At 62.0% G+C, this 24,310-nt stretch carries 21 protein-coding genes, 1 tRNA gene and 1 pseudogene; 21 read left to right on the top strand and 2 right to left on the bottom strand.

Going from position 1 to position 24,310, the window contains the following annotated elements; genetic code table 11:
• Nucleotides 1-13 precede the first annotated feature (13 nt).
• A pseudogene (locus tag HTY61_RS07185) lies at nucleotides 14-295 on the top strand (transposase); the annotation flags it as partial.
• Between the two features lie 256 nt (nucleotides 296-551).
• Here the strand turns inward: HTY61_RS07185 and HTY61_RS07180 are convergent.
• A complete protein-coding gene (locus HTY61_RS07180; RefSeq protein ID WP_246272957.1) occupies nucleotides 552-1,865 on the bottom strand; it encodes a tyrosine-type recombinase/integrase in 1,314 nt (437 codons plus the stop codon).
• A 318-nt stretch (nucleotides 1,866-2,183) separates the two neighbouring features.
• Between HTY61_RS07180 and tuf (HTY61_RS07175) the strand changes: the two genes are divergently transcribed.
• The 10 genes from tuf (HTY61_RS07175) (at nucleotide 2,184) to rpoC (ending at nucleotide 15,939) form a co-directional block, all read left to right on the top strand.
• On the top strand, nucleotides 2,184-3,359 hold the full coding sequence (gene tuf, locus HTY61_RS07175; RefSeq protein ID WP_175276136.1) for an elongation factor Tu: 1,176 nt from the start codon (nucleotides 2,184-2,186) through the stop codon (nucleotides 3,357-3,359).
• A 281-nt stretch (nucleotides 3,360-3,640) separates the two neighbouring features.
• Nucleotides 3,641-3,716 (top strand) — tRNA-Trp (locus tag HTY61_RS07170).
• A 215-nt stretch (nucleotides 3,717-3,931) separates the two neighbouring features.
• The gene (gene secE / locus HTY61_RS07165; RefSeq protein WP_175276147.1) at nucleotides 3,932-4,129 is read left to right on the top strand and encodes a preprotein translocase subunit SecE; all 198 of its coding nucleotides are present in this window, start codon (nucleotides 3,932-3,934) and stop codon (nucleotides 4,127-4,129) included.
• 24 nt (nucleotides 4,130-4,153) lie between these two features.
• Nucleotides 4,154-4,684, top strand: a complete 531-nt coding sequence (nusG, locus tag HTY61_RS07160) for a transcription termination/antitermination protein NusG (protein ID WP_175276146.1) — start codon at nucleotides 4,154-4,156, stop codon at nucleotides 4,682-4,684.
• Nucleotides 4,685-4,790: 106 nt separating this feature from the next.
• Nucleotides 4,791-5,219, top strand: a complete 429-nt coding sequence (rplK, locus tag HTY61_RS07155) for a 50S ribosomal protein L11 (RefSeq protein ID WP_175276145.1) — start codon at nucleotides 4,791-4,793, stop codon at nucleotides 5,217-5,219.
• A gap of 4 nt (nucleotides 5,220-5,223) precedes the next feature.
• Entirely contained in the window at nucleotides 5,224-5,925 is a 702-nt protein-coding gene (gene rplA / locus HTY61_RS07150; protein ID WP_175276144.1) for a 50S ribosomal protein L1, read from the top strand.
• 339 nt (nucleotides 5,926-6,264) lie between these two features.
• Complete coding sequence (rplJ, locus tag HTY61_RS07145; protein WP_175276143.1) at nucleotides 6,265-6,783, top strand: 50S ribosomal protein L10; 519 nt, start codon at nucleotides 6,265-6,267, stop codon at nucleotides 6,781-6,783.
• 57 nt (nucleotides 6,784-6,840) lie between these two features.
• Entirely contained in the window at nucleotides 6,841-7,224 is a 384-nt protein-coding gene (gene rplL / locus HTY61_RS07140) for a 50S ribosomal protein L7/L12 (RefSeq protein WP_175276142.1), read from the top strand.
• A gap of 216 nt (nucleotides 7,225-7,440) precedes the next feature.
• Nucleotides 7,441-11,586, top strand: a complete 4,146-nt coding sequence (gene rpoB, locus HTY61_RS07135; RefSeq protein WP_175276141.1) for a DNA-directed RNA polymerase subunit beta — start codon at nucleotides 7,441-7,443, stop codon at nucleotides 11,584-11,586.
• A 147-nt stretch (nucleotides 11,587-11,733) separates the two neighbouring features.
• Entirely contained in the window at nucleotides 11,734-15,939 is a 4,206-nt protein-coding gene (gene rpoC, locus HTY61_RS07130) for a DNA-directed RNA polymerase subunit beta' (RefSeq protein ID WP_175276140.1), read from the top strand.
• 78 nt (nucleotides 15,940-16,017) lie between these two features.
• Here the strand turns inward: rpoC and HTY61_RS07125 are convergent, their stop codons facing one another.
• Entirely contained in the window at nucleotides 16,018-16,392 is a 375-nt protein-coding gene (locus HTY61_RS07125; RefSeq protein WP_343045219.1) for a transcriptional regulator, read from the bottom strand.
• Nucleotides 16,393-16,842: 450 nt separating this feature from the next.
• Between HTY61_RS07125 and rpsL the strand changes: the two genes are divergently transcribed.
• From rpsL to rpsS, 10 genes are all read left to right on the top strand, one after another.
• Nucleotides 16,843-17,214 (top strand): 30S ribosomal protein S12, encoded by a 372-nt coding sequence (rpsL, locus tag HTY61_RS07120; RefSeq protein ID WP_175276139.1) that lies wholly within the window; start codon nucleotides 16,843-16,845, stop codon nucleotides 17,212-17,214.
• A gap of 47 nt (nucleotides 17,215-17,261) precedes the next feature.
• On the top strand, nucleotides 17,262-17,732 hold the full coding sequence (gene rpsG / locus HTY61_RS07115; RefSeq protein ID WP_175276138.1) for a 30S ribosomal protein S7: 471 nt from the start codon (nucleotides 17,262-17,264) through the stop codon (nucleotides 17,730-17,732).
• A 31-nt stretch (nucleotides 17,733-17,763) separates the two neighbouring features.
• On the top strand, nucleotides 17,764-19,854 hold the full coding sequence (gene fusA, locus HTY61_RS07110) for an elongation factor G (RefSeq protein WP_175276137.1): 2,091 nt from the start codon (nucleotides 17,764-17,766) through the stop codon (nucleotides 19,852-19,854).
• 84 nt (nucleotides 19,855-19,938) lie between these two features.
• Nucleotides 19,939-21,114: an elongation factor Tu gene (gene tuf, locus HTY61_RS07105; RefSeq protein WP_175276136.1), complete on the top strand. Its 1,176-nt coding sequence runs from the start codon at nucleotides 19,939-19,941 to the stop codon at nucleotides 21,112-21,114.
• A gap of 71 nt (nucleotides 21,115-21,185) precedes the next feature.
• A complete protein-coding gene (gene rpsJ / locus HTY61_RS07100) occupies nucleotides 21,186-21,494 on the top strand; it encodes a 30S ribosomal protein S10 (protein WP_099868158.1) in 309 nt (102 codons plus the stop codon).
• Nucleotides 21,495-21,522: 28 nt separating this feature from the next.
• Entirely contained in the window at nucleotides 21,523-22,245 is a 723-nt protein-coding gene (rplC, locus tag HTY61_RS07095; RefSeq protein ID WP_175276135.1) for a 50S ribosomal protein L3, read from the top strand.
• A complete protein-coding gene (gene rplD / locus HTY61_RS07090) occupies nucleotides 22,245-22,865 on the top strand; it encodes a 50S ribosomal protein L4 (RefSeq protein ID WP_175276134.1) in 621 nt (206 codons plus the stop codon). The genes rplC and rplD overlap by 1 nt, the downstream gene beginning before the upstream one ends.
• Nucleotides 22,862-23,155, top strand: a complete 294-nt coding sequence (locus HTY61_RS07085) for a 50S ribosomal protein L23 (protein ID WP_175276133.1) — start codon at nucleotides 22,862-22,864, stop codon at nucleotides 23,153-23,155. The genes rplD and HTY61_RS07085 overlap by 4 nt, the downstream gene beginning before the upstream one ends.
• A 24-nt stretch (nucleotides 23,156-23,179) precedes the next feature.
• Complete coding sequence (gene rplB, locus HTY61_RS07080) at nucleotides 23,180-24,013, top strand: 50S ribosomal protein L2 (protein ID WP_175276132.1); 834 nt, start codon at nucleotides 23,180-23,182, stop codon at nucleotides 24,011-24,013.
• An 18-nt stretch (nucleotides 24,014-24,031) separates the two neighbouring features.
• Entirely contained in the window at nucleotides 24,032-24,310 is a 279-nt protein-coding gene (gene rpsS, locus HTY61_RS07075) for a 30S ribosomal protein S19 (RefSeq protein WP_175276131.1), read from the top strand.

Raw genomic sequence — 24,310 nt, 5'->3', positions numbered from 1 at the left:
GAAGAATCATCACATGTCCATTGAGAAGGAACTGTTGGACCAACTGCTTGCTGGGCGCGATCCGGGCGAGGTTTTTGCCAAGGACGGCCTGCACGACGATTTGAAGAAGACTATGTTCGAGCGCATTCTGAACGCCGAGCTGGACGAGGAACGCGAGGCCGGTGGCCTCGCCAATCGGCGTAACGGGCATTCGAAAAAGCATGTTCTGACGGCCACATCGAAGATGCAGCAATCGATCCCGCGCGACCGGGCCGGCACCTTCGATCCGAAGCTGATCGCCAAATGCCGGCACCGTACCCGTTCCCGCTTGAGCAAATTGAAGAAGCTCTCGGCAACTGCGTTATCATGACAATTTCCGCATCGGGCCTCGGCCAAGCCGGAGGGGAAAAGGCTTTCCCGGAGTGCTTCAACCGAGCATGTTGGCAGTGCGCCGCACCATCATCATCCCACTTATACTTAAGCCGCCACCAAGCCAATGCGGCATTGACAAAGCCGAAAGCGCGCAACCGATGGGTAAATTGTCAAAGTATTGCTGGGAAAGGCTGTTCATCTCATTTACTCGGAAGAACTGTTTCCTGTACAACAACTTCTAGGGCGTCATTGGTTGGCGGCGAGAAGGCGATGCGCTGCAACCATTCGAGCTTTTGCGCGAGGCTCGGCCCGGCGCCGTATTTCGGGCGGATCCATTTGTGCCCCATCAGGGACGCGATCACCTTCTCGGGCGCCTCGACCGCGGTCAGCCGGTCCTCGAACGTGTGCCGCAGGCTGTAGAGGCTGTGAGCCTTGCTCGGCCGCATGCCGTGCGCGCCAAGATATTTGTTCACCAGCGCAGACAGCGAGGACGCCTTGTCACGGTAGCGCGGGAATCCCTTCGGATGCCGCTTCATCGCATCCAGCGCGCAGCCGACGAGAGGAATGTCACGCTCCGACTGGTCAGTCTTGAGAATGCGGTCGATGGGCTTGACGCTGACATATGGAATATCGGCGTCCAGGTGGATCGTGCCGGCGACAAGACCGGCCGCTTCCGAAAGGCGCAGCCCGGTGTCGGCCACCAGCAGGACAAGATCGCGCGCCTCGTCGTTGAGGCCATCAAGCGCGCCTGGAGCGAGAATGCGTGTCTGCACAAATTCGGCAGTGAAAGCCGCGCGCGATTTTTTCGCGCCGCCCTCGATGCGCAGTTGCGCGAATACCGGCTTGAGGTTGAGCTGATACATCATGTCCACGGCCTTCACCATCTTGGAGATCTGGCCGATTTCCTTGTTGGCCGTGCCGATGTCGAGACCGTGATAGGCTATGCGATCCTGCCACCAGCGCCGGTAGGCGATCGTGTCATCGCGAGTGATTTCGCTTATTTCCTTGTCGCCAATCACCGATATGAGATTGGCGATTGCCCGCTTTCTGGTATTGCGCCAGATGCGCCGCTGGTCGGGCGACATTCGGTCAAGGCTCGATCGCTGCAGCCGCTCATATTCCTCCAGGAGGCCGGACAGCGGGAACCGGGCACGTGGCACGCCGCCGAGAACCGCTGCGACTTCTGTCTCGTCATCAAGCAGCTTCTTTTGGGCGAGGAGGTCGAGCCGCTTGAGAATGTCGTTGAGCGGGCCCGCTGCGACTTCCTCGGCGGTCTTGTAGGTGAAGCCGAGCGCGCGGGCGCGGCTCTGCGCGGCCTCGAATCTGGCGCGCGCGTCATTGGAGCGACCGTCGCGAAGATCGCGCCAGTATTGTTCGAGCCCGTCATTCAGCTTGGCGACGACCTCTCGGGCACGGATGGCGCGCGGATCATCCGCGACGGCGATGTCCGTGGTGATCTTTACAATGCCGCGCTTGTCAAAAGCCTTGAATTCCTTGGGGACGCGTCGAATCAAGTACCAGACGCCGGCACGATTATGCGGACGAGGGGCACGATGTCTCTTGACCATGAAAGCTCGCGTACTCAATGATTCGCAAAAATTGCAAAATGCAATTACAACTGTACAACAAACTGTGCAACGCGAAGCGGGTAAGAACACGGGAATATCTATGCATCTGGAGGTTATTCAAATCCCTTCACCCGCTCCAGCCTTCCGACGCGATGCCCGGTGACGGGGGCAATTTTGCCTTGCGATTGATGGCTTAAAGCCTTATGTCCCCCGCCCAAACATGGGCTCCCATGTTCAGCCACCGAAACAGACAGGAAAAGGTACATGGCGAAGGGTAAGTTTGAGCGCACGAAGCCGCATGTGAACATCGGCACGATTGGTCACGTTGACCACGGCAAGACGTCGCTGACGGCGGCGATCACGAAGTTTTTCGGGGAGTTCAAGGCGTACGACCAGATTGACGCTGCGCCTGAGGAGAAGGCACGCGGCATTACGATTTCGACGGCGCATGTGGAGTACGAGACGGAGAACCGTCACTATGCGCACGTGGACTGCCCGGGTCACGCGGACTACGTGAAGAACATGATCACGGGCGCGGCGCAGATGGACGGCGCGATTCTTGTTGTTTCGGCGGCTGACGGCCCGATGCCGCAGACGCGCGAGCACATTCTTCTTGCTCGCCAGGTTGGCGTTCCCGCGATTGTCGTTTTCCTGAACAAGGTTGACCAGGTTGACGACGAGGAGCTTCTGGAGCTCGTGGAGATGGAGGTTCGCGAGCTTCTGTCGTCCTACGAGTTCCCGGGCGACGACATTCCGGTGATCAAGGGTTCGGCGCTTGCTGCGCTCGAGGACTCCAACAAGGAGATCGGCGAGGACGCGATCCGCGCGCTGATGGCCGAGGTCGATAGCTACATTCCGACGCCGGAGCGTCCGATCGACCAGCCGTTCCTGATGCCGATCGAGGACGTGTTCTCGATTTCCGGCCGCGGCACGGTGGTGACGGGTCGCGTCGAGCGCGGCGTGATCAACGTTGGCGACGAGATCGAGATCGTGGGCATCCGTCCGACGACGAAGACGACCTGCACGGGCGTCGAGATGTTCCGCAAGCTGCTCGATCAGGGTCAGGCTGGCGACAACATCGGCGCGCTGCTTCGCGGCATCGACCGCGACGGCGTGGAGCGCGGCCAGGTTCTTTGCAAGCCGGGTTCGGTCACGCCGCACACGAAGTTCAAGGCCGAGGCCTACATCCTGACGAAGGAGGAGGGCGGTCGCCACACGCCGTTCTTCAACAAGTACCGTCCGCAGTTCTACTTCCGGACGACGGACGTGACGGGCGAGGTTACGCTTCCGGAAGGCACCGAGATGGTGATGCCGGGCGACAACGCCGAGATGAACGTGGAACTGATCGTTCCGATCGCGATGGAAGAGCGCCTGCGCTTCGCCATCCGCGAGGGCGGCCGCACCGTCGGTGCCGGCATCGTCGCCAAGATCATCGAGTAATCGTAACGACAACGGTTGCGGGGAAGGCGGGCTTCGGCCCGCCTTTTTCGTTTGCGCGGTCGGAGAGCGGCCACAGGGCTGCACCAATCGGGCGAACGGGCTGCCTCCTGCGCAGGTGGCGCGGGGGCGCGCATTGTGGAAAACGGCCTTCCCCCGGGCGGGCAACCGGCGGGCGAAGCGGTTCGCGCGAAGAAATCCGCGGCCATTTCACGGAATGGCTGGACAAGGCCAAAGCGCCGTAATATGAGACCCGCCGTCGCGGATATTGCGCGGCCGGACCTAGGGGTATAGCTCAGTTGGTAGAGCGACGGTCTCCAAAACCGTAGGTCGCGGGTTCGAATCCTGCTGCCCCTGCCAGTTTTTCTTCGACGACCTCTTGATTTTGCCGAGAATCGGCTTTAGGTGAGCCGGTGCGCTGGAATTGTTCTTGTCGGACGGGTGCGCATTCATGGAAAGCTGGCGATGGTGTAAGAAGCGTTCCGCGCTTCGAGCGCCCTTTTTTGGTCTCTCGTCCGCTTGCATGAGAACAGATAACTTCGCGCGGCGAGAGCCGTGCAACGGAACCGGGCAACATGGCGAAAACCAATCCTTTCACCTTTCTGCAGCAAGTTCGCTCAGAAACGGCAAAAGTGACGTGGCCGTCCCGCCGCGAGACCATGATCTCCACGATCATGGTCCTGGCGATGGTGGTGATCGCGTCCGTGTTCTTTTTCACCGTCGATCAGATCTACGGCTGGGGTTTCGACCTCATCTTTGGGCCGACGCGCTAAATTTTATCACGGATAATACGGTACATGCCTGCTCGCTGGTACATTGTTCACGCATATTCGAACTTCGAGAAGAAGGTCGCCGAATCCATTGAGGAGGCCGCGAAGGCGAAGGGGCTGTGGGATCACTTCGAACAGATCCTCGTGCCGACCGAGAAGGTCATCGAGGTGCGTCGCGGCCGCAAGGTGGACGCGGAACGCAAGTTCTTCCCCGGCTACGTCATGGTGCGCGCCCATCTGACCGATGACGTGTTCCACCTGATCAAGAATACGCCGAAGGTGACCGGCTTCCTCGGTTCGGACAACAAGCCCGTCCCGATCACCGACAAGGAAGCCGAACAGATACTGGGCCAGATCCAGGAAGGCGTCGAGCGGCCGAAGCCCTCCGTCTCCTTCGAGATCGGCGAGCAGGTTCGGGTCTCCGACGGGCCGTTCGCCTCGTTCAACGGTGTCGTTCAGGAGGTGGACGAGGAGCGTTCGCGCCTGAAGGTGGAGGTCTCGATTTTCGGCCGGGCGACCCCGGTCGAGCTGGAATTCGGTCAGGTCGAAAAGGGCTGACCGGAGTAGCGGTGGGAGAAAGGGTGTCTGTAGCCGGATGCCGGATCGCACCACCAACACTCTGAACCGCCGGGCGACCGGCACAATTGGAAGAAGAGAGTGAATAATGGCTAAGAAGGTTGCAGGCCAGCTCAAGCTTCAGGTCCCGGCAGGGTCGGCGACGCCGTCGCCGCCGATCGGTCCTGCGCTTGGTCAGCGTGGCATCAACATCATGGAATTCTGCAAGGCGTTCAATGCCGCCACGCAGGAGCTGGAGAAGGGGTCGCCGATCCCGACGACCATCACCTACTACCAGGACAAGTCCTTCACCTTCAAGACGAAGACGCCGCCGGCGTCCTATCTGCTCAAGAAGGCTGCCAAGCTGAAGTCCGGCTCCAAGGAGCCCGGCAAGGCTTCCGCCGGCAAGATCGGTCGCGACAAGATCCGCGAAATCGCCGAGCTGAAGATGAAGGATCTGAACGCCGCCGATGTCGAGGCGGCAATGCGCATGATCGAGGGCTCTGCCCGCTCGATGGGCCTGGAAGTGGAGGGCTGACGCGATGGCGACGGTTGGAAAACGTATTCGGCAGGCCCGCGAAGGCATCGACCGCAACAAGCTCTATGACCTCTCGGAGGCCGTGGGGCTGATAAAGGAACGCGCCAAGGCGAAGTTCGACGAGACCGTCGAGGTCGCGTTCAATCTCGGCGTCGATCCGCGCCATGCCGACCAGATGGTTCGTGGCGTTGTCAACCTGCCGAACGGAACGGGCCGCTCTGTGCGCGTGGCCGTGTTCGCGCGTGGCGACAAGGCCGAGGAAGCGAAGGCGGCGGGTGCCGACATCGTGGGTGCGGAAGACCTGGTGGAAATCGTGCAGGGTGGCACGATCGAGTTCGATCGCTGCATCGCCACGCCGGACATGATGCCGCTGGTCGGCCGTCTCGGCAAGGTGCTCGGTCCGCGCGGCATGATGCCGAACCCGAAGGTCGGCACGGTTACGCCGGACGTGAAGGCCGCCGTGCAGGCGTCCAAGGGCGGGGCTGTCGAGTTCCGTGTCGAGAAGGCCGGTATCGTTCATGCCGGCGTCGGCAAGGCATCGTTCGACGCGAAGGCCCTGGAAGAGAACATCCGTGCGTTTGCGGACGCGGTCAACAAGGCCAAGCCGTCGGGCGCCAAGGGAACATATGTCAAGCGCGTCGCGATTTCGTCGACGATGGGTCCCGGTCTGAAGATCGATCCCTCTTCGCTCGCGGTCGAGGCTTGATGAAGTCGATCGGATAGGCGCTGCGAGCGCCTGTCCCTGAAGAATTCCGGACCGGTTCGCCGGTCCGGAAAAGCCGGGCCAAGGCCCGGTCCCTGTCCGAGATTGCAGGTGGTTCGCCTTAATTCGCACGAGCCTGCATGAGACGCCAAGGACCCAGTGGAATTTCGGTCGCAAGGCCGGGTTTGAGGGTTCGGACGTATTGCCTTGTGCCGCGACCGTGTGTCCGGCGTAAGGGGGCAGGATCCTCGAACGTCGTCGGGTGATCCCAAGGGCTCTCTCGGCGGCAAAGGCAACCGCAGGCCGCTCTTTACGGGTCGGTCTGCAAATTGGAGAGACGCAGTGGATAGAGCGGAAAAACGCGAATTCGTCACGCAGCTGAACACCGTCTTCAATGAAGCCGGCTCGGTTGTCGTGGCCCACTACACCGGTCTCACCGTCGCGCAAATGGGCGAATTCCGCACCAAGATGCGTGAAGCGGGCGGATCGGTGAAGGTCGCGAAGAACCGTCTTGCCAAAATCGCTCTCAAGGGCACGGAAGCCGAGGGAATGTCTGACCTGTTCCAGGGGCAGACGCTGATCGCTTATTCGAGCGATCCGGTCACGGCTCCGAAGGTCGCGAGTGAATTCGCCAAGTCGAACGACAAGCTCGTTCTGCTCGGCGGTGCGCTCGGTGCGACGGTACTCGACGAGAAGGGCATCAAGGCGCTTGCCGAACTGCCTTCGCTCGACGAGCTGCGCGCGAAACTTGTCGGCATGATCTCCACGCCGGCGACGCGCATCGCACAGGTTGTCAACGCTCCGGCAGGGAATCTTGCCCGCGTTTTCAACGCTTACGCCCAGAAGGACGAGGCGGCATAGGCTGTCTTCACCGGAAACCAATTGAAGTTCGAACCTGAAAATCCAAGGAATAAGTAAATGGCTGATCTCGCAAAAATCGTCGAAGACCTGTCCAACCTGACCGTTCTGGAAGCCGCGGAACTGTCGAAGATGCTCGAAGAGAAGTGGGGCGTTTCCGCTGCCGCTCCGGTCGCGGTCGCCGCGGTTGCCGGCGGTGCTGCCGGCGGTGAAGCTGCCGCTGCCGAGGAAAAGGACGAGTTTGACGTCATCCTCGAGGATGCCGGCGCCCAGAAGATCAACGTGATCAAGGAAGTGCGCTCGATCACCGGTCTTGGCCTGAAGGAAGCCAAGGACCTCGTCGAGGGTGCTCCGAAGCCGGTCAAGGAAGCCGTCTCCAAGGGCGAGGCCGAGGAGATCGTGAAGAAGCTGACCGAAGCCGGCGCGAAGGCTTCGATGAAGTAATTCTGCATCGCGACGGGCGGATGTTTTCCGCCCGTCGCATGCGCGTTGCGTGAACCCTTTTCCCGAGGCCGCCGGGCGCGGCTTCCGGAAACGGGTTTTTACCGTTTCAAGAGCTTGAAGGCCGGGCGCATGGGTCTTCGCTCTTTCCGTAAGAAACTCCGCGGCGCGCGGAGCATCATCTGGCAGGCCCGAAAGGGCAGACAATGAGGAGCGGCAATGGCTCAGTCCAGTACCTTCAACGGACGCAGGCGAGTACGTAAATTCTTCGGCCACATTCCGGATGTCGCCGAAATGCCGAACCTGATCGAGGTTCAGAAGGCATCGTATGATCAATTCCTTATGGTCGACGAACCGGAAGGCGGGCGCCCCGACCAGGGGCTGCAGGCCGCCTTCAAGTCGGTGTTCCCCATCTCCGACTTTTCCGGCAGTTCCATGCTCGAATTCGTGCGTTACGAGTTCGAGGCGCCGAAATTCGACGTCGAGGAATGTCGCCAGCGCGACCTGACCTACTCGGCGCCGCTCAAGGTGACGCTGCGCCTGATCGTTTTCGATGTCGACGAGGATACCGGCGCCAAGTCTATCAAGGACATCAAGGAGCAGGATGTCTACATGGGCGACATGCCGCTCATGACCGACAACGGCACCTTCATCGTCAACGGCACCGAGCGCGTGATCGTCTCGCAGATGCACCGTTCTCCGGGTGTCTTCTTCGACCACGACAAGGGCAAGACCCATGCCTCCGGCAAGCTGCTGTTCGCGGCCCGCGTGATTCCGTATCGCGGTTCCTGGCTGGATATCGAGTTCGACGCGAAGGACCTCGTCTATGCGCGCATCGACCGGCGCCGCAAGATCCCGGTCACGTCGCTGCTCATGGCGCTTGGCCTCGATGCCGAGGAAATCCTTGCCACCTACTACAACACCATCGAGTACAAGCGCGATGGTGACGGCTGGCGCGTGCCGTTCTCCGCGGAGCGCATGAAGGGCATGAAGGCCGCCACCGACCTGATCGACGCCGACACCGGCGAGGTCGTGCTGGAAGCCGGCAAGAAGCTGACTGCCCGCGGGGTGAAGCAGCTGGCAGAGAAGGGCGTCAAGGCGCTGCGCGCCACCGACGAGGACCTTTTCGGCATGTTCCTCGCCGAAGACGTGGTCAATTACGAGACCGGCGAGATCTACCTCGAGGCGGGCGACGAGATCGACGAGAAGACGATCGCGGTGCTTCTCGAGTCCGGCCACGAGTCGTTCAACATCCTGGACATCGACCACGTGAACGTGGGTGCCTACATCCGCAACACGCTGGCCGCCGACAAGAACGAGAGCCAGCAGGACGCGCTGTTCGACATTTACCGGGTGATGCGTCCGGGCGAGCCGCCGACGATGGAAACGGCCGAGGCCATGTTCCAGTCGCTGTTCTTCGATTCCGAGCGCTACGATCTGTCGGCCGTCGGCCGCGTGAAGATGAACATGCGTCTCGGCCTCGACGTAGAGGACACCGTGCGCGTGCTGCGCAAGGACGATATCATCGAGGTTCTGCGCACCCTGCTGGACCTGCGTGACGGCAAGGGCGAGATCGACGACATCGACAACCTCGGCAACCGCCGCGTGCGCTCGGTCGGCGAGCTGATGGAAAACCAGTATCGCGTCGGCCTTCTGCGCATGGAACGCGCGATCAAGGAGCGCATGTCGTCGATCGAGATCGACACGGTCATGCCGCAGGACCTGATCAACGCCAAGCCCGCCGCCGCCGCGGTGCGCGAGTTCTTCGGTTCCTCGCAGCTGTCGCAGTTCATGGACCAGACCAACCCGCTGTCCGAGATCACCCACAAGCGCCGTCTCTCGGCGCTGGGACCGGGCGGCCTGACCCGCGAGCGCGCCGGCTTCGAGGTGCGCGACGTGCACCCGACCCACTACGGCCGCATCTGCCCGATCGAGACGCCGGAAGGTCCGAACATCGGCCTGATCAACTCTTTGGCCACGTTCGCGCGCGTCAACAAGTACGGCTTCATCGAAAGCCCGTACCGCAAGATCGTGGACGGCAAGGTGACCGACGAGGTCGTCTATCTCTCGGCCATGGAAGAGGCGAAGCACTACGTGGCCCAGGCGAACGCCGAGATCGGCGATGATGGCAAGTTCGTGAACGAGTTCGTCATCTGTCGTCACGCGGGCGACGTGATGCTGACGCCGCGCGAGAATGTTGACCTGATGGACGTTTCGCCGAAGCAGATCGTTTCGGTTGCCGCGGCGCTCATCCCGTTCCTGGAAAACGACGACGCCAACCGCGCCCTGATGGGATCGAACATGCAGCGTCAGGCCGTGCCGCTGGTGCGCGCCGAGGCACCGTTCGTCGGTACCGGCATGGAACCGATCGTGGCGCGCGACTCGGGTGCGGCGATCGCCGCGCGCCGGTCCGGCGTGGTCGACCAGGTGGACGCCATGCGCATCGTCATCCGTGCGACGGAAGAGCTGGATGCGTCGAAGTCCGGCGTGGACATCTACCGTTTGCAGAAGTTCCAGCGTTCCAACCAGTCGACCTGCATCAACCAGCGTCCGCTGGTGCGCGTCGGCGACGTCATCCAGAAGGGCGACATCATTGCCGACGGTCCGTCAACCGACCTGGGCGACCTTGCGCTGGGACGTAACGTGCTCGTCGCGTTCATGCCCTGGAACGGCTACAACTACGAGGACTCCATCCTGCTCTCCGAGCGGATCGTCCGCGACGACGTGTTCACCTCCATCCATCTCGAGGAATTCGAGGTAATGGCGCGTGACACGAAGCTCGGACCGGAGGAAATCACGCGAGACATTCCGAATGTCTCCGAAGAGGCCCTCAAGAACCTCGACGAGGCAGGCATCGTCTATATCGGCGCGGAGGTCGGCCCGGGTGACATTCTCGTCGGCAAGATCACGCCGAAGGGCGAAAGCCCGATGACGCCGGAAGAGAAGCTTCTGCGCGCCATTTTCGGCGAAAAGGCATCCGACGTGCGCGACACCTCCATGCGCATGCCGCCCGGCGCCTACGGCACGGTTGTCGAGGTTCGCGTCTTCAACCGCCACGGGGTGGAGAAGGACGAGCGCGCCATGGCCATCGAGCGCGAGGAAATCGAGCGCCTGGCCAAGGACCGCGACGACGAGCAGGCAATCCTCGACCGCAACACCTTCAGCCGCCTGGCCGAGATGCTGGACGGGCAGGAGGCCATTGCGGGGCCGAAGGGCTTCAAGAAGGGCGTCAAGCTCTCCTCGGAGGTCCTGGACAACTATCCGCGCTCGCAGTGGTGGCAGTTCGCCGTTGCGGACGAGAAGGTCCAGGACAATCTCGAGCAGCTGCGCAATCAGTACGACGATTCCAAGAAGCGCCTCGAGCAGCGTTTCATGGACAAGGTCGAGAAGGTGCAGCGCGGCGACGAGATGCCGCCCGGCGTCATGAAGATGGTCAAGGTGTTCGTCGCGGTGAAGCGCAAGATCCAGCCCGGCGACAAGATGGCCGGCCGTCACGGCAACAAGGGTGTGGTTTCTCGCATCCTGCCGATCGAGGACATGCCGTTCCTCGAGGACGGTACGCATGTCGACATCGTGCTCAACCCGCTTGGTGTGCCGAGCCGCATGAATGTCGGCCAGATTCTCGAAACACACCTTGGCTGGGCCTGCGCCGGCATGGGCAAGAAGATCGGCCAGATGATGGAAGCCTATCGCGAAACGGGCGACATCAAGCCCGTGCGCGAGGTGCTGGAGGACATCGTTCCCGCCAACGGGCGCAACGAGCAGATCGCGAAGCTGGACGACGACGGCGTGGTCGAGGTCGCCAAGCAGTTCGAGCATGGCGTGTCCATCGCGACGCCGGTGTTCGATGGCGCTGTCGAGGACGACATCAACGAGATGCTGCGGAAAGCGGGTCTCGACGAGTCCGGCCAATCGGTGCTCTATGACGGTCGTACGGGCGAGCAGTTCGACCGCCCCGTGACCGTCGGCTACATCTACATGCTGAAGCTGCACCACCTGGTCGACGACAAGATCCACGCGCGTTCGATCGGCCCGTACTCTCTCGTTACCCAGCAGCCGCTGGGCGGCAAGGCGCAGTTCGGCGGCCAGCGCTTCGGCGAGATGGAGGTGTGGGCGCTCGAGGCCTACGGCGCCGCCTACACGCTGCAGGAAATGCTGACCGTGAAGTCGGACGACGTGGCGGGCCGTACCAAGGTCTATGAAGCCATCGTGCGCGGAGACGACACGTTCGAGGCGGGTATCCCGGAAAGCTTCAACGTGCTCGTCAAGGAAATGCGGTCGCTCGGTCTCAACGTGGAACTGGAATCCACGCGGGTGCCTTTCCCGGATGACGAGCCGGCGGCGCTTCCGGACGCTGCGGAGTAAACCGGCGGACCGCCGGCGGGACAGCCGCCGGCGGTCGCGTCACCGCGCCGACCGGTGTCGAACACCGTTCGGCCGGCATTTCGAACTGGACAGCGGACGAACCCTTCCGCGCATTGAATTGGGGAATTCCCCCGCAAGGAGAACGGCATGAACCAAGAGGTTGCAAATCTTTTCAATCCTCAGGCTCCCGCCCAGAATTTCGACGCGATCCGCATTTCGATCGCTAGCCCGGAAAAGATCCTTTCCTGGTCGTACGGCGAGATCAAGAAGCCGGAGACGATCAACTACCGCACGTTCAAGCCCGAGCGTGACGGCCTGTTCTGCGCGCGCATCTTCGGTCCGATCAAGGACTACGAGTGCCTGTGCGGCAAGTACAAGCGGATGAAGTACAAGGGCATCATCTGCGAGAAGTGCGGCGTGGAAGTCACGCTGAGCCGCGTGCGCCGCGAGCGCATGGGCCATATCGAGCTTGCAGCCCCGGTTGCCCATATCTGGTTCCTGAAGTCGCTGCCGTCGCGCATCGGCACGCTGCTCGACATGACCCTGAAGGACATCGAGCGCGTCCTCTATTTCGAGAACTACATCGTCACCGAACCCGGCCTGACCTCCCTGAAGGAGCACCAGCTCCTCTCGGAAGAGGAATACATGATGGCGGTCGAGGAGTTCGGCGAGGACCAGTTCACCGCGATGATCGGCGCCGAGGCGATCCAGGAGATCCTGGCATCCCTGGACCTGCCGAAGATAGCCAACGAGCTGCGCGAGGAACTCGAGACGACCACGTCGGACCTCAAGCAGAAGAAGCTGATGAAGCGGCTCAAGGTCGTCGAGAACTTCATCGACTCCGGCAACCGTCCCGAATGGATGATCATGAAGGTCATTCCGGTGATTCCGCCGGACCTGCGTCCGCTTGTGCCGCTTGACGGCGGCCGGTTCGCGACCTCGGACCTCAATGATCTCTACCGCCGCGTCATCAACCGCAACAACCGTCTGAAGCGGCTGATGGAACTGCGTGCGCCGGGCATCATCATCCGCAACGAGAAGCGCATGCTGCAGGAGGCCGTCGACGCGCTGTTCGACAACGGCCGCCGCGGCCGCGTCATCACGGGCGCCAATAAGCGCCCGCTGAAGTCGCTGTCCGACATGCTGAAGGGCAAGCAGGGCCGCTTCCGCCAGAACCTGCTCGGCAAGCGCGTCGACTATTCCGGCCGCTCGGTCATCGTGACCGGCCCGGAACTCAAGCTGCACCAGTGCGGCCTGCCGAAGAAGATGGCGCTGGAGCTGTTCAAGCCGTTCATCTATGCGCGGCTCGACGCCAAGGGTTATTCGTCGACCGTCAAGCAGGCGAAGAAGCTGGTCGAGAAGGAAAAGCCGGAAGTCTGGGACATCCTCGACGAGGTCATCCGCGAGCACCCTGTGCTCCTCAACCGCGCGCCGACGCTGCACCGCCTCGGCATCCAGGCATTCGAGCCGGTGTTGATCGAGGGCAAGGCGATCCAGCTGCATCCGCTGGTCTGCACCGCCTTCAACGCGGACTTCGACGGCGACCAGATGGCCGTGCACGTTCCGCTGTCGCTCGAGGCGCAGCTGGAAGCGCGCGTGCTGATGATGTCGACCAACAACATCCTGCATCCTGCCAACGGCCAGCCGATCATCGTGCCGTCCCAGGACATGGTGCTGGGTCTCTATTACCTGTCGATCGTGGCCGAGAACGAGCCGGGGCAGGGGATGGTCTTCTCCGACATGGGCGAGCTGCACCATGCGCTGGAGAACAAGGTCGTCACGCTGCACACGAAGATCAAGGGCCGTTTCAAGACGGTCGACGAGGGCGGCAACCCCGTCTCCAAGATCTACGAGACCACGCCGGGTCGCATGATCATCGGCGAGCTCCTGCCGCGTCACCCGAAGGTGTCGTTCGACATCTGCAATACGGAGATGACCAAGAAGAATATCTCCAAGATGCTTGACGTCGTTTATCGCCACTGCGGCCAGAAAGAGACCGTGATCTTTGCCGACCGGATCATGTCGCTCGGTTTCGGTCATGCCTGCCGGGCGGGCATTTCCTTCGGCAAGGACGACATGGTAATCCCGGAATCCAAGGCGAAAATCATCGCGGAGACCGACAAGATCGCCAAGGAATACGAGCAGCAGTACAATGACGGCCTGATCACCTTCGGCGAGAAGTACAACAAGGTGGTCGATGCCTGGGCCCGCTGCGACGACAAGCTGACCGAGGAAATGATGGCCGGCATCCAGGCCGTCCAGTTCGAGGAAAGCGGACGCCAGAAGCAGATGAACTCCATCTACATGATGGCGCGTTCAGGTGCCCGCGGCTCGACCCGGCAGATGAAGCAGCTTGCCGGCATGCGCGGCCTGATGGCCAAGCCGGACGGCTCCATCATCGAGACGCCGATCATCTCGAACTTCAAGGAAGGCCTGACCGTCAACGAGTACTTCAACTCGACCCACGGCGCCCGCAAGGGCCTCGCGGATACGGCGTTGAAGACGGCAAACTCGGGTTATCTGACCCGCCGTCTCGTCGACGTGGCGCAGGACTGCATCATCACGCAGAGGGATTGCGGCACCGACAAGGGCCTGACCATGTCCCCGATCGTCGATGCCGGCCAGGTGGTCGCCTCGATCGGTCAGCGCGTGCTGGGCCGCACGGTGCTCGAGGACATCGTGCATCCGGCAACCGGCGAGGTCATCGTGCCTGCCGGCAGAATGGTCGAGGAGAAGGACATCGATGAGATCGAGTCCGCCGGCATCCAGACCGTGAAGATCCGTTCGGCGCTGACCTGCGAACTGAAGAACGGCGTCTGCGGCGTCTGCTATGGCCGCGACCTGGCGCGCGGCACGCCGGTAAACCTCGGCGAGGCCGTGGGCGTGATTGCCGCGCAGTCGATCGGCGAACCGGGCACCCAGCTGACCATGCGTACCTTCCACATGGGTGGCACGGCGCAGGTGGTGGACCAGTCGTTCCTGGAAGCTTCCTACGAGGGTACGATCGAGATCCGCAACCGCAACGTGGTCCGGAACTCCGAAGGCGCTCTCATCGCCATGGGCCGCAACATGTCGGTCATCATCCGCGACGAGAAGGGCGAGGAGCGTGCAACGCATCGCGTGACCTACGGCTCCAAGCTGATGGTGGACGACGGTGACAAGGTGAAGCGCGGCCAGCGTCTGGCCGAGTGGGACCCGTACACCCGGCCGATCATGACGGAAGTCGAGGGTACGGTTGCCTTCGAGGACCTGGTCGACGGCCTGTCGGTCCAAGAATCGGCGGACGAATCCACCGGTATCACCAAGCGCGTCGTCATCGACTGGCGTTCGACGCCGCGTGGCTCGAACCTCAAGCCGGCGATTACCGTGCTCGACGGCAAGGGCAAGGTGGCCAAACTTGCCAGGGGCGGTGATGCGCGCTTCCTGCTGTCGGTCGACGCCATCCTTTCGGTGGAGCCGGGCGCACAGGTCAAGCCGGGCGACGTGATCGCGCGTATCCCGATGGAAAGTGCCAAGACCAAGGACATCACCGGCGGTCTGCCGCGTGTTGCCGAGCTGTTCGAGGCGCGCCGTCCGAAGGATCATGCGATCATCGCGGAAATCGACGGCACGATCCGGTATGGACGCGACTACAAGAACAAGCGTCGCATCATCATCGAGCCGCATGACGATTCGCTCGAACCGGTCGAATACCTGATCCCGAAGGGGCGCCCGTTCCACCTGCAGGACGGCGACACCATCGAGAAGGGTGACTTCGTGCTCGACGGCAATCCGGCGCCGCACGACATCCTGGCGGTCAAGGGCGTCGAGGCGCTGGCCTCCTATCTCGTCAACGAGATCCAGGAAGTCTACCGGCTGCAGGGCGTGGTGATCAACGACAAGCATATCGAGGTCATCGTTCGCCAGATGCTGCAGAAGGTGGAGATCACCGATCCGGGTGGCTCCCAGTACATCGCCGGCGACAATGTCGACCGGATCGAGCTGGAAGAGGTCAACGAGCGCCTGATCGAGGAAGGCAAGGAGCCCGCCAAGGGCGAGCCCGTGCTGCTCGGCATCACCAAGGCGTCGCTGCAGACACCGTCCTTCATCTCGGCGGCGTCCTTCCAGGAGACTACCAAGGTTCTCACGGAAGCAGCCGTCGCGGGCAAGATCGACACGCTTCAGGGCCTGAAGGAGAACGTGATCGTCGGCCGCCTGATCCCGGCCGGTACCGGCGGGACGATGAACCAGATCCGCCGCATCGCGACGTCGCGCGACGAGCTCATCCTCGAGGAACGTCGCAAGGCATCGAATGCCGCAAGCGCGGATGCCATGCTGGTCGACATGACCGACTCCGGCACGCCTGCGGAATAGTCGGCAGTCACAAGAAACAGGAAACGCCGGGCCCGAGAGCCCGGCGTTTTCATTTCGTCAGGGCCGGTCGGTGCCGGGTCAGCCGCCGGGCTTCCAGTCCTTCAGGACGGAGAAGGGGTCCCATTCCTCGTCCTCCTCTTTCTGCTGCCGCGATTCGCCTTCCTCGAGCCCTTCGGCGAATGTGACGATGGCGACTTCGCCCTCGCATGCGCCCTGGTAGGCCGAGGCGTGGGGCTCCTCGTCCGGAGCATCGACGAGCGTCCCGATCTGGTCGAATTCGGCCTCCTCGTAGCCCCGTTCAGCCAATGCGTTCAGAGCCGTCCGGATGGCCGAGTCGTCGTCGGGGGCGGCCAGCAGGATATGGACCGGCGCTTCCGGCCCGTCCTTCACGGGCCAGACGCGACCGATGATGATGAAAATGCCTTGTGGCGCGTCCGAATCGGGGTCGTGCATCGGGTGACTTTCGTTGCTGGTGTTTCGTTTCGCTTATTCAGCATGTTTTTGCGCAGGATGCGACACCATCCGGCCCCGTGCTGATCCGTATGATATAGTTTCGTGAGGGCGCGCGAAGGCGCAAGAACATTGCGCGGCCGGCCGGCGGGCGGGCTTATCGCGATGGCATTCGCAAAAAGTGCCCGGATTGTCTTGACGTGACAGGGCCTTGCGTATTAATAGCCGCGCACCAAGCCAATGTGAGATCGATTTTTCGGTGGCGCCGAGCCCTGAAGCTTATCTCAAACAAGGCTTACCAGCGAAGCTGATACATCGCGATAACACGAAACGGTCCGCCGTTTCCTCTGTTCGACTGGGGCAGGGCCTGCCAAGGCCGCGTGCCCCGCTGTCGCATGTTGATGCGAAACGAGTTTTTGCGCATTCGCGCCTGAATGAACGAAGGATGGCTTGATGCCTACAGTGAACCAGTTGGTCCGTAAGCCCCGCGTGGCTCCGGTCAAGCGCAACAAGGTGCCGGCCCTTCAGGCCAACCCGCAGAAGCGCGGTGTTTGCACCCGAGTCTACACGACGACGCCGAAGAAGCCGAACTCGGCCCTCCGCAAGGTCGCCAAGGTTCGTCTGACCAACGGCTTTGAAGTGATTGGTTACATCCCGGGCGAAGGGCATAACCTTCAGGAGCACTCCGTCGTGATGATCCGCGGCGGTCGCGTGAAGGACCTTCCGGGTGTCCGCTATCACATCCTGCGCGGCGTGCTCGACACGCAGGGCGTCAAGAATCGCAAGCAGCGCCGCTCCAAGTACGGCGCCAAGCGTCCGAAGTAATTTATTAGCGGCTGGCGTCAGCCGCCGCCGAATAGTGGGAAACAGACATGTCGCGTCGCCACAGAGCAGAGAAGCGTGAGATCAACCCGGATCCGAAGTTCGGGGACACTGTCGTCACGAAGTTCATGAATGCCATCATGCTTGATGGCAAGAAGTCGGTTGCCGAGCGTATCGTTTACGGTGCGTTCGACGTGATCGCGGAGAAGACCAAGCAGGAGCCGGTCGAGCTGTTCCGCCAGGCGCTCGAAAACGTTGCTCCGCATGTCGAGGTTCGTTCGCGCCGCGTCGGTGGTGCCACCTACCAGGTGCCGGTCGATGTGCGTCCGGAGCGTCGCCAGGCGCTGGCTATCCGCTGGATGATCAATGCCGCGCGCAACCGGAACGAGACGACGATGGTCGATCGCCTGTCGGGCGAGCTCATGGATGCCGCGAACAACCGCGGCTCTGCTGTCAAGAAGCGCGAAGACACCCACAAGATGGCCGAGGCCAACCGGGCGTTCTCGCATTATCGCTGGTAATAAAGAAGACCCTTCAGAGAGGCCTCCTCCCATGGCTCGCGAATATCCGCTGGAAGACTATCGCAACTTCGGCATCATGGCGCACATCGATGCCGGCAAGACGACCACGACCGAGCGTATCCTTTACTACACCGGCAAGAGCCACAAGATCGGTGAAGTGCACGACGGCGCTGCGACCATGGACTGGATGGAGCAGGAGCAGGAGCGCGGCATCACGATTACTTCGGCTGCCACGACCACGTTCTGGCCGGGTCGCGACGGAAAGCAGAAGCGCTTCAACATCATCGACACGCCCGGACACGTCGACTTCACCATCGAGGTGGAGCGCTCGCTTCGCGTTCTCGATGGCGCGGTCGCGCTGCTTGATGCGAATGCGGGTGTCGAGCCCCAGACCGAGACGGTCTGGCGCCAGGCCAACAAGTATTCCGTCCCGCGCATGATCTTCGTCAACAAGATGGACAAGATCGGTGCCGATTTCTATCGCTGCGTCGAGATGATCGAGACGCGCCTCGGCGCCAAGCCGATCGTTCTTCAGCTGCCGGTGGGTGCCGAGAACGAGTTTGCGGGCTGTGTCGATCTCATCGAGATGAAGGCGCTGATCTGGAAATCCGAGAATCTCGGTGCCGAGTGGGACGTGGTCGAAATTCCGGCCGAATTGCAGGCAAAGGCCGAGGAATACCGCGAGAAGCTCATCGAGACGGCAGTCGAGATCGACGAGGCCGCGATGGAGGCCTACCTCGAGGGCGAGATGCCCGACAGCGACAAGCTGCGCGAGCTGATCCGCAAGGGCACCTGCAACGTCGACTTCTTCCCGGTCTTCTGCGGCTCCGCCTTCAAGAACAAGGGTGTTCAGCCGCTTCTCGATGCGGTGGTCGACTTCCTGCCGTCCCCGATCGATGTTCCGGCCATCAAGGGTATCGATCCGAAGACGGAAGAGGAGATCAAGCGCGTTTCCTCCGATGACGAGCCGCTTTCCATGCTCGCCTTCAAGATCATGAACGACCCGTTCGTCGGCTCGCTGACCTTCTGCCGCATCTATTCCGGCAAGGTCGAGGCCGGCGTGTCGCTGATGAACACGGTGAAGGGCAAGCGCGAGCGCATCGGCCGCATGCTTCAGATGCACTCCAATTCGCGCGAGGACATCAAGGAAGCCTATGCGGGCGACATTGTCGCCATCGCCGGCCTCAAGGAGACCACCACCGGCGACACGCTCTGCGATCCGCTGAAGCCGGTGATCCTGGAGCGCATGGAGTTCCCCGACCCGGTCATCTCCATCGCGGTCGAGCCCAAGTCCAAGGCCGACCAGGAGAAGATGGGTCTTGCGCTGAATCGTCTCGCTGCCGAGGATCCGTCCTTCCGCGTGCGTTCGGACGAGGAGTCCGGCCAGACGATCATCTCCGGCATGGGTGAGCTTCATCTCGACATCATCGTCGATCGCATGAAGCGCGAGTTCAAGGTCGAGGCCAATATCGGCGCGCCGCAGGTTGCTTATCGCGAGACGATCACCCGGGAGGCCGAGATCGACTACACGCACAAGAAGCAGTCCGGCGGTTCCGGCCAGTTTGCCCGCGTCAAGATCAAGTTCGAGCCGAACCCCGAGGGTGACGATTTCGCGTTCGAGAGCGTCGTCGTCGGCGGCAACGTCCCGAAGGAATACATCCCGGGTGTTGAAAAGGGCATCCAGTCGGTCATGGACTCCGGTCCGCTCGCCGGCTTCCCGATGCTTGGCGTGAAGGCGACTCTGCTGGACGGCGCGTATCACGACGTGGACTCCTCGGTCCTGGCCTTCGAGATCGCCGCCCGCGCGGCTTTCCGCGAGGGTGCGCAGAAGGCCGGTGCCCAGCTGCTCGAGCCGATCATGAAGGTCGAGGTGGTGACGCCGGAAGAGTACATGGGCGACATCATCGGCGACCTGAACTCTCGCCGCGGGCAGATTGCCGGCACCGAGAGCCGCAACATCGACCAGGTGATCACCGCCATGGTGCCGCTGGCGAACATGTTCGGCTACGTGAACACGCTGCGCTCCATGAGCCAGGGGCGCGCCCAGTACACGATGATCTTCGATCACTACGAGGCCGTGCCTCAGGCGGTCGCCCAGGAGATCCAGAAGAAGTTCGCATAGGGCGGGATCCCTCAGGCTTCCGCGTCGCGGAGCCGGTAACGACAAGCATTTTGTCCGCGTGACAGACAAGAACGGAGAATAAAGATGGCGAAGGGTAAGTTTGAGCGCACGAAGCCGCATGTGAACATCGGCACGATTGGTCACGTTGACCACGGCAAGACGTCGCTGACGGCGGCGATCACGAAGTTTTTCGGGGAGTTCAAGGCGTACGACCAGATTGACGCTGCGCCTGAGGAGAAGGCACGCGGCATTACGATTTCGACGGCGCATGTGGAGTACGAGACGGAGAACCGTCACTATGCGCACGTGGACTGCCCGGGTCACGCGGACTACGTGAAGAACATGATCACGGGCGCGGCGCAGATGGACGGCGCGATTCTTGTTGTTTCGGCGGCTGACGGCCCGATGCCGCAGACGCGCGAGCACATTCTTCTTGCTCGCCAGGTTGGCGTTCCCGCGATTGTCGTTTTCCTGAACAAGGTTGACCAGGTTGACGACGAGGAGCTTCTGGAGCTCGTGGAGATGGAGGTTCGCGAGCTTCTGTCGTCCTACGAGTTCCCGGGCGACGACATTCCGGTGATCAAGGGTTCGGCGCTTGCTGCGCTCGAGGACTCCAACAAGGAGATCGGCGAGGACGCGATCCGCGCGCTGATGGCCGAGGTCGATAGCTACATTCCGACGCCGGAGCGTCCGATCGACCAGCCGTTCCTGATGCCGATCGAGGACGTGTTCTCGATTTCCGGCCGCGGCACGGTGGTGACGGGTCGCGTCGAGCGCGGCGTGATCAACGTTGGCGACGAGATCGAGATCGTGGGCATCCGTCCGACGACGAAGACGACCTGCACGGGCGTCGAGATGTTCCGCAAGCTGCTCGATCAGGGTCAGGCTGGCGACAACATCGGCGCGCTGCTTCGCGGCATCGACCGCGACGGCGTGGAGCGCGGCCAGGTTCTTTGCAAGCCGGGTTCGGTCACGCCGCACACGAAGTTCAAGGCCGAGGCCTACATCCTGACGAAGGAGGAGGGCGGTCGCCACACGCCGTTCTTCAACAAGTACCGTCCGCAGTTCTACTTCCGGACGACGGACGTGACGGGCGAGGTTACGCTTCCGGAAGGCACCGAGATGGTGATGCCGGGCGACAACGCCGAGATGAACGTGGAACTGATCGTTCCGATCGCGATGGAAGAGCGCCTGCGCTTCGCCATCCGCGAGGGCGGCCGCACCGTCGGTGCCGGCATCGTCGCCAAGATCATCGAGTAGGCGAAATTATAAGTTTGTCGGAGCGCGGCACCCGCTGCCGCGCTTCGTTTCTTGAATAAGGAACAAGTCGTATGAACGGCCAGAACATCCGCATTCGCCTCAAGGCGTTCGATCACCGGATCCTCGATGCCTCGACGCGCGAAATCGTGTCGACCGCGAAGCGAACCGGCGCGAACGTGCGTGGGCCCGTGCCGCTGCCAACACGGATCGAGAAATTCACCGTGAACCGGTCGCCGCACATCGACAAGAAAAGCCGCGAGCAGTTCGAGATGCGCACCCACAAGCGCCTCTTGGACATCGTCGATCCGACACCGCAGACCGTGGACGCGCTGATGAAGCTCGACCTGGCGGCCGGCGTCGACGTCGAAATCAAGCTCTGAGCGAACCGGATTGGGGAAGGATGAACCAATGCGTTCAGGAGTAATCGCACAGAAGCTGGGCATGACCCGCGTCTACAATGACGAGGGCGAGCAGCAGCCGGTTACAGTTCTTCGGATGGAGAACTGCCAGGTTGTGGCCCAGCGTACCGAAGAAAAGAACGGCTACACCGCGGTGCAGCTTGGCGCCGGTTTCGCGAAGGTGAAGAACACCACGAAGGCCTTGCGCGGCCACTTCGCCAAGGCGTCCGTCGAACCGAAGCGGAAGCTCGCGGAATTCCGCGTCTCGCCCGACAACATGATCGACGTCGGCGCCGAGCTGACGGCCGATCACTTCGTGCCGGGCCAGAAGGTCGATGTAACCGGCACCACCCAGGGCAAGGGCTTCCAGGGTGTCATGAAGCGTCACAACTTTGGTGGCGGTCGCGCGACGCACGGCAACTCGCTTTCGCACCGTTCTCACGGTTCGACCGGCATGTGCCAGGACCCCGGCAAGGTGTTCAAGGGCAAGAAGATGGCCGGTCACATGGGCGCCACGCGCGTGACCACGCAGAACCTAGAGGTCGTTTCCACCGACGCCGAGCGCGGGCTGATCCTCGTCAAGGGCGCGGTACCCGGTTCCAAGGGTGCCTGGATCCTTGTGCGCGATGCCGTCAAGGCCAGCCTGCCGAAGGATGCACCGAAGCCGGCCGCGTTGCGCGCAAGCGCTGAAGCCGCCGCTCCGGCCACCGAGAGCGCGGAAGGGGCAGAATAATGGATATCAAAGTAACCACGCTCGCCGGCAAGGCCGCCGGCTCGGTCAAGGTTTCGGACGAGGTGTTCGGTCTCGAGCCGCGTGCCGACCTGATCCAGCGCGTCGTTCTGTGGCAGCTTGCCAAGAAGCAGCAGGGCACGCACCAGACCAAGGGCCGCGCCGATATCTCGCGCACCGGCGCCAAGATGTATCGCCAGAAGGGCACCGGTCGCGCACGCCACTCCTCGGCGCGCGCTCCGCAGTTCCGCGGCGGCGGCAAGGCTCACGGGCCGGTTGTTCGCAGCCACGAGTTCGACCTGCCGAAGAAGGTCCGCGCCTTGGGGCTGCGCCACGCGCTTTCCGCCAAGGCCAAGTCGTCGGACCTGATCGTCGTCGATGACCTGAAGGCGGCCGACGCCAAGACGAAGACGCTGGTCGGCCAGCTTTCCGGCCTTGGGCTCGACAGCGCCCTCGTTATCGGTGGCGCCGAGATCGACGACAACTTCCGCAAGGCGGCGTCGAACATTCCGCAGATCGACGTGCTGCCCGTGCAGGGCATCAACGTCTACGACATACTGCGCCGCAACAAGCTGGTGCTGTCCAAGGCTGCGGTCGAAGCACTCGAGGAGCGGTTCAAATGACGGACATTCGCCACTATGACGTGATCGTCTCTCCGGTGATCACCGAGAAATCGACCCTCGTCTCGGAAAACAACCAGGTCGTCTTCGATGTCGCCCGCGACGCTTCCAAGCCCGAGATCAAGGCTGCGGTTGAAGCGCTGTTCGGCGTCAAGGTGAAGGCGGTCAACACGCTGGTCCGCAAGGGCAAGGTCAAGCGTTTCCGCGGCATCAAGGGCAAGCAGAGCGACGTGAAAAAGGCGGTTGTGACACTCGTCGATGGACAGTCCATCGACGTCACGACCGGGCTCTAAGCGGTCGGCCGAGAGGTAATTGTTATGGCATTGAAAACTTTCAAACCTACGTCTCCCGGCCAGCGCCAGCTGGTTACGGTCGACCGTTCCGGTCTTCACAAGGGTGGACCGGTCAAGGCGCTGACCGAGGGACTGAGCAAGTCGGGCGGTCGCAACAACTATGGTCGCATGACGTCGCGCAACAAGGGTGGCGGGCACAAGCGTACCTACCGCGTCATCGACTTCAAGCGTTCCAAGAAGAACGTCGAAGCGACGGTGGAGCGCCTTGAGTACGATCCCAACCGTACCGCCTTCATTGCGCTTCTGAAGTATGATGACGGCGAACTGTCCTATATCCTTGCGCCGCAGCGCCTGCAGGCCGGCGACCGCGTCGTGTCGGCGGACTATGCGGACGTGAAGCCGGGCAACGCGATGGAACTCGGCCGCATGCCGGTCGGTACCATCGTTCACAACGTGGAGATGAAGCCGGGCAAGGGTGGTCAGATCGCCCGCTCGGCAGGCACCTACGCCCAGCTCGTCGGTCGCGACCAGGGCATGGCGATCCTGAGGCTCAACTCGGGCGAACAGCGCCTCGTGTCCGGTAAGTGCATGGCCACCGTTGGTGCCGTCTCGAACCCGGACCACGGAAACATCAACCTCGGCAAGGCGGGCCGTTCGCGTTGGCTCGGCCGTCGCCCGCACGTTCGCGGTGTCGTCATGAACCCGGTCGACCACCCGCACGGTGGTGGTGAAGGCCGGACTTCCGGCGGCCGCCATCCGGTGACGCCCTGGGGCAAGCCGACCAAGGGCAAGAAGACACGTTCGAACAAGTCGACAGACAAGTTCATCATGCGTTCGCGCCACCAGCGCAAGAAGTAATCGAGAGAGGAAAAGCCTATGGCTCGTTCAGTATGGAAAGGCCCGTTTGTTGACGGCTATCTTCTCAAGAAGGCCGAGAAGGCGCGCGAGAGTGGCCGTCACGACGTGATCAAGATCTGGAGTCGCCGTTCCACGATCATGCCGCAGTTCGTCGGCCTGACCTTCGGCGTCTACAACGGCACGAAGCATATTCCGGTCGCCGTGACCGAGGAGATGGTCGGCCACAAGTTCGGTGAATTCGCTCCGACGCGGACCTACTACGGTCATGGCGCGGACAAGAAGGCAAAGAGGAAGTAA

This window comes from Oricola thermophila (assembly GCF_013358405.1).
Classification (GTDB): Bacteria; Pseudomonadota; Alphaproteobacteria; order Rhizobiales; family Rhizobiaceae; genus Oricola; species Oricola thermophila.
This window is presented reverse-complemented; position numbering and strand designations above follow the sequence as displayed.

What these genes read in the sequence shown, in the direction of transcription:
- nusG (WP_175276146.1), top strand. Translation starts at nt 4,154, where the DNA reads ATGCCTGCTCGCTGGTACATTGTTCACGCATATTCGAACTTCGAGAAG.
- rplL (WP_175276142.1), top strand. Translation starts at nt 6,841, where the DNA reads ATGGCTGATCTCGCAAAAATCGTCGAAGACCTGTCCAACCTGACCGTT.
- rpsG (WP_175276138.1), top strand. Translation starts at nt 17,262, where the DNA reads ATGTCGCGTCGCCACAGAGCAGAGAAGCGTGAGATCAACCCGGATCCG.
- rplA (WP_175276144.1), top strand. Translation starts at nt 5,224, where the DNA reads ATGGCGACGGTTGGAAAACGTATTCGGCAGGCCCGCGAAGGCATCGAC.
- HTY61_RS07085 (WP_175276133.1), top strand. Translation starts at nt 22,862, where the DNA reads ATGACGGACATTCGCCACTATGACGTGATCGTCTCTCCGGTGATCACC.
- secE (WP_175276147.1), top strand. Translation starts at nt 3,932, where the DNA reads ATGGCGAAAACCAATCCTTTCACCTTTCTGCAGCAAGTTCGCTCAGAA.
- rplB (WP_175276132.1), top strand. Translation starts at nt 23,180, where the DNA reads ATGGCATTGAAAACTTTCAAACCTACGTCTCCCGGCCAGCGCCAGCTG.
- tuf (WP_175276136.1), top strand. Translation starts at nt 19,939, where the DNA reads ATGGCGAAGGGTAAGTTTGAGCGCACGAAGCCGCATGTGAACATCGGC.
- rpsJ (WP_099868158.1), top strand. Translation starts at nt 21,186, where the DNA reads ATGAACGGCCAGAACATCCGCATTCGCCTCAAGGCGTTCGATCACCGG.
- HTY61_RS07125 (WP_343045219.1), bottom strand. Translation starts at nt 16,392, where the DNA reads ATGCACGACCCCGATTCGGACGCGCCACAAGGCATTTTCATCATCATC.
- tuf (WP_175276136.1), top strand. Translation starts at nt 2,184, where the DNA reads ATGGCGAAGGGTAAGTTTGAGCGCACGAAGCCGCATGTGAACATCGGC.
- fusA (WP_175276137.1), top strand. Translation starts at nt 17,764, where the DNA reads ATGGCTCGCGAATATCCGCTGGAAGACTATCGCAACTTCGGCATCATG.
- rpsL (WP_175276139.1), top strand. Translation starts at nt 16,843, where the DNA reads ATGCCTACAGTGAACCAGTTGGTCCGTAAGCCCCGCGTGGCTCCGGTC.
- rplD (WP_175276134.1), top strand. Translation starts at nt 22,245, where the DNA reads ATGGATATCAAAGTAACCACGCTCGCCGGCAAGGCCGCCGGCTCGGTC.
- rpoB (WP_175276141.1), top strand. Translation starts at nt 7,441, where the DNA reads ATGGCTCAGTCCAGTACCTTCAACGGACGCAGGCGAGTACGTAAATTC.
- rpsS (WP_175276131.1), top strand. Translation starts at nt 24,032, where the DNA reads ATGGCTCGTTCAGTATGGAAAGGCCCGTTTGTTGACGGCTATCTTCTC.
- rpoC (WP_175276140.1), top strand. Translation starts at nt 11,734, where the DNA reads ATGAACCAAGAGGTTGCAAATCTTTTCAATCCTCAGGCTCCCGCCCAG.
- rplC (WP_175276135.1), top strand. Translation starts at nt 21,523, where the DNA reads ATGCGTTCAGGAGTAATCGCACAGAAGCTGGGCATGACCCGCGTCTAC.
- rplK (WP_175276145.1), top strand. Translation starts at nt 4,791, where the DNA reads ATGGCTAAGAAGGTTGCAGGCCAGCTCAAGCTTCAGGTCCCGGCAGGG.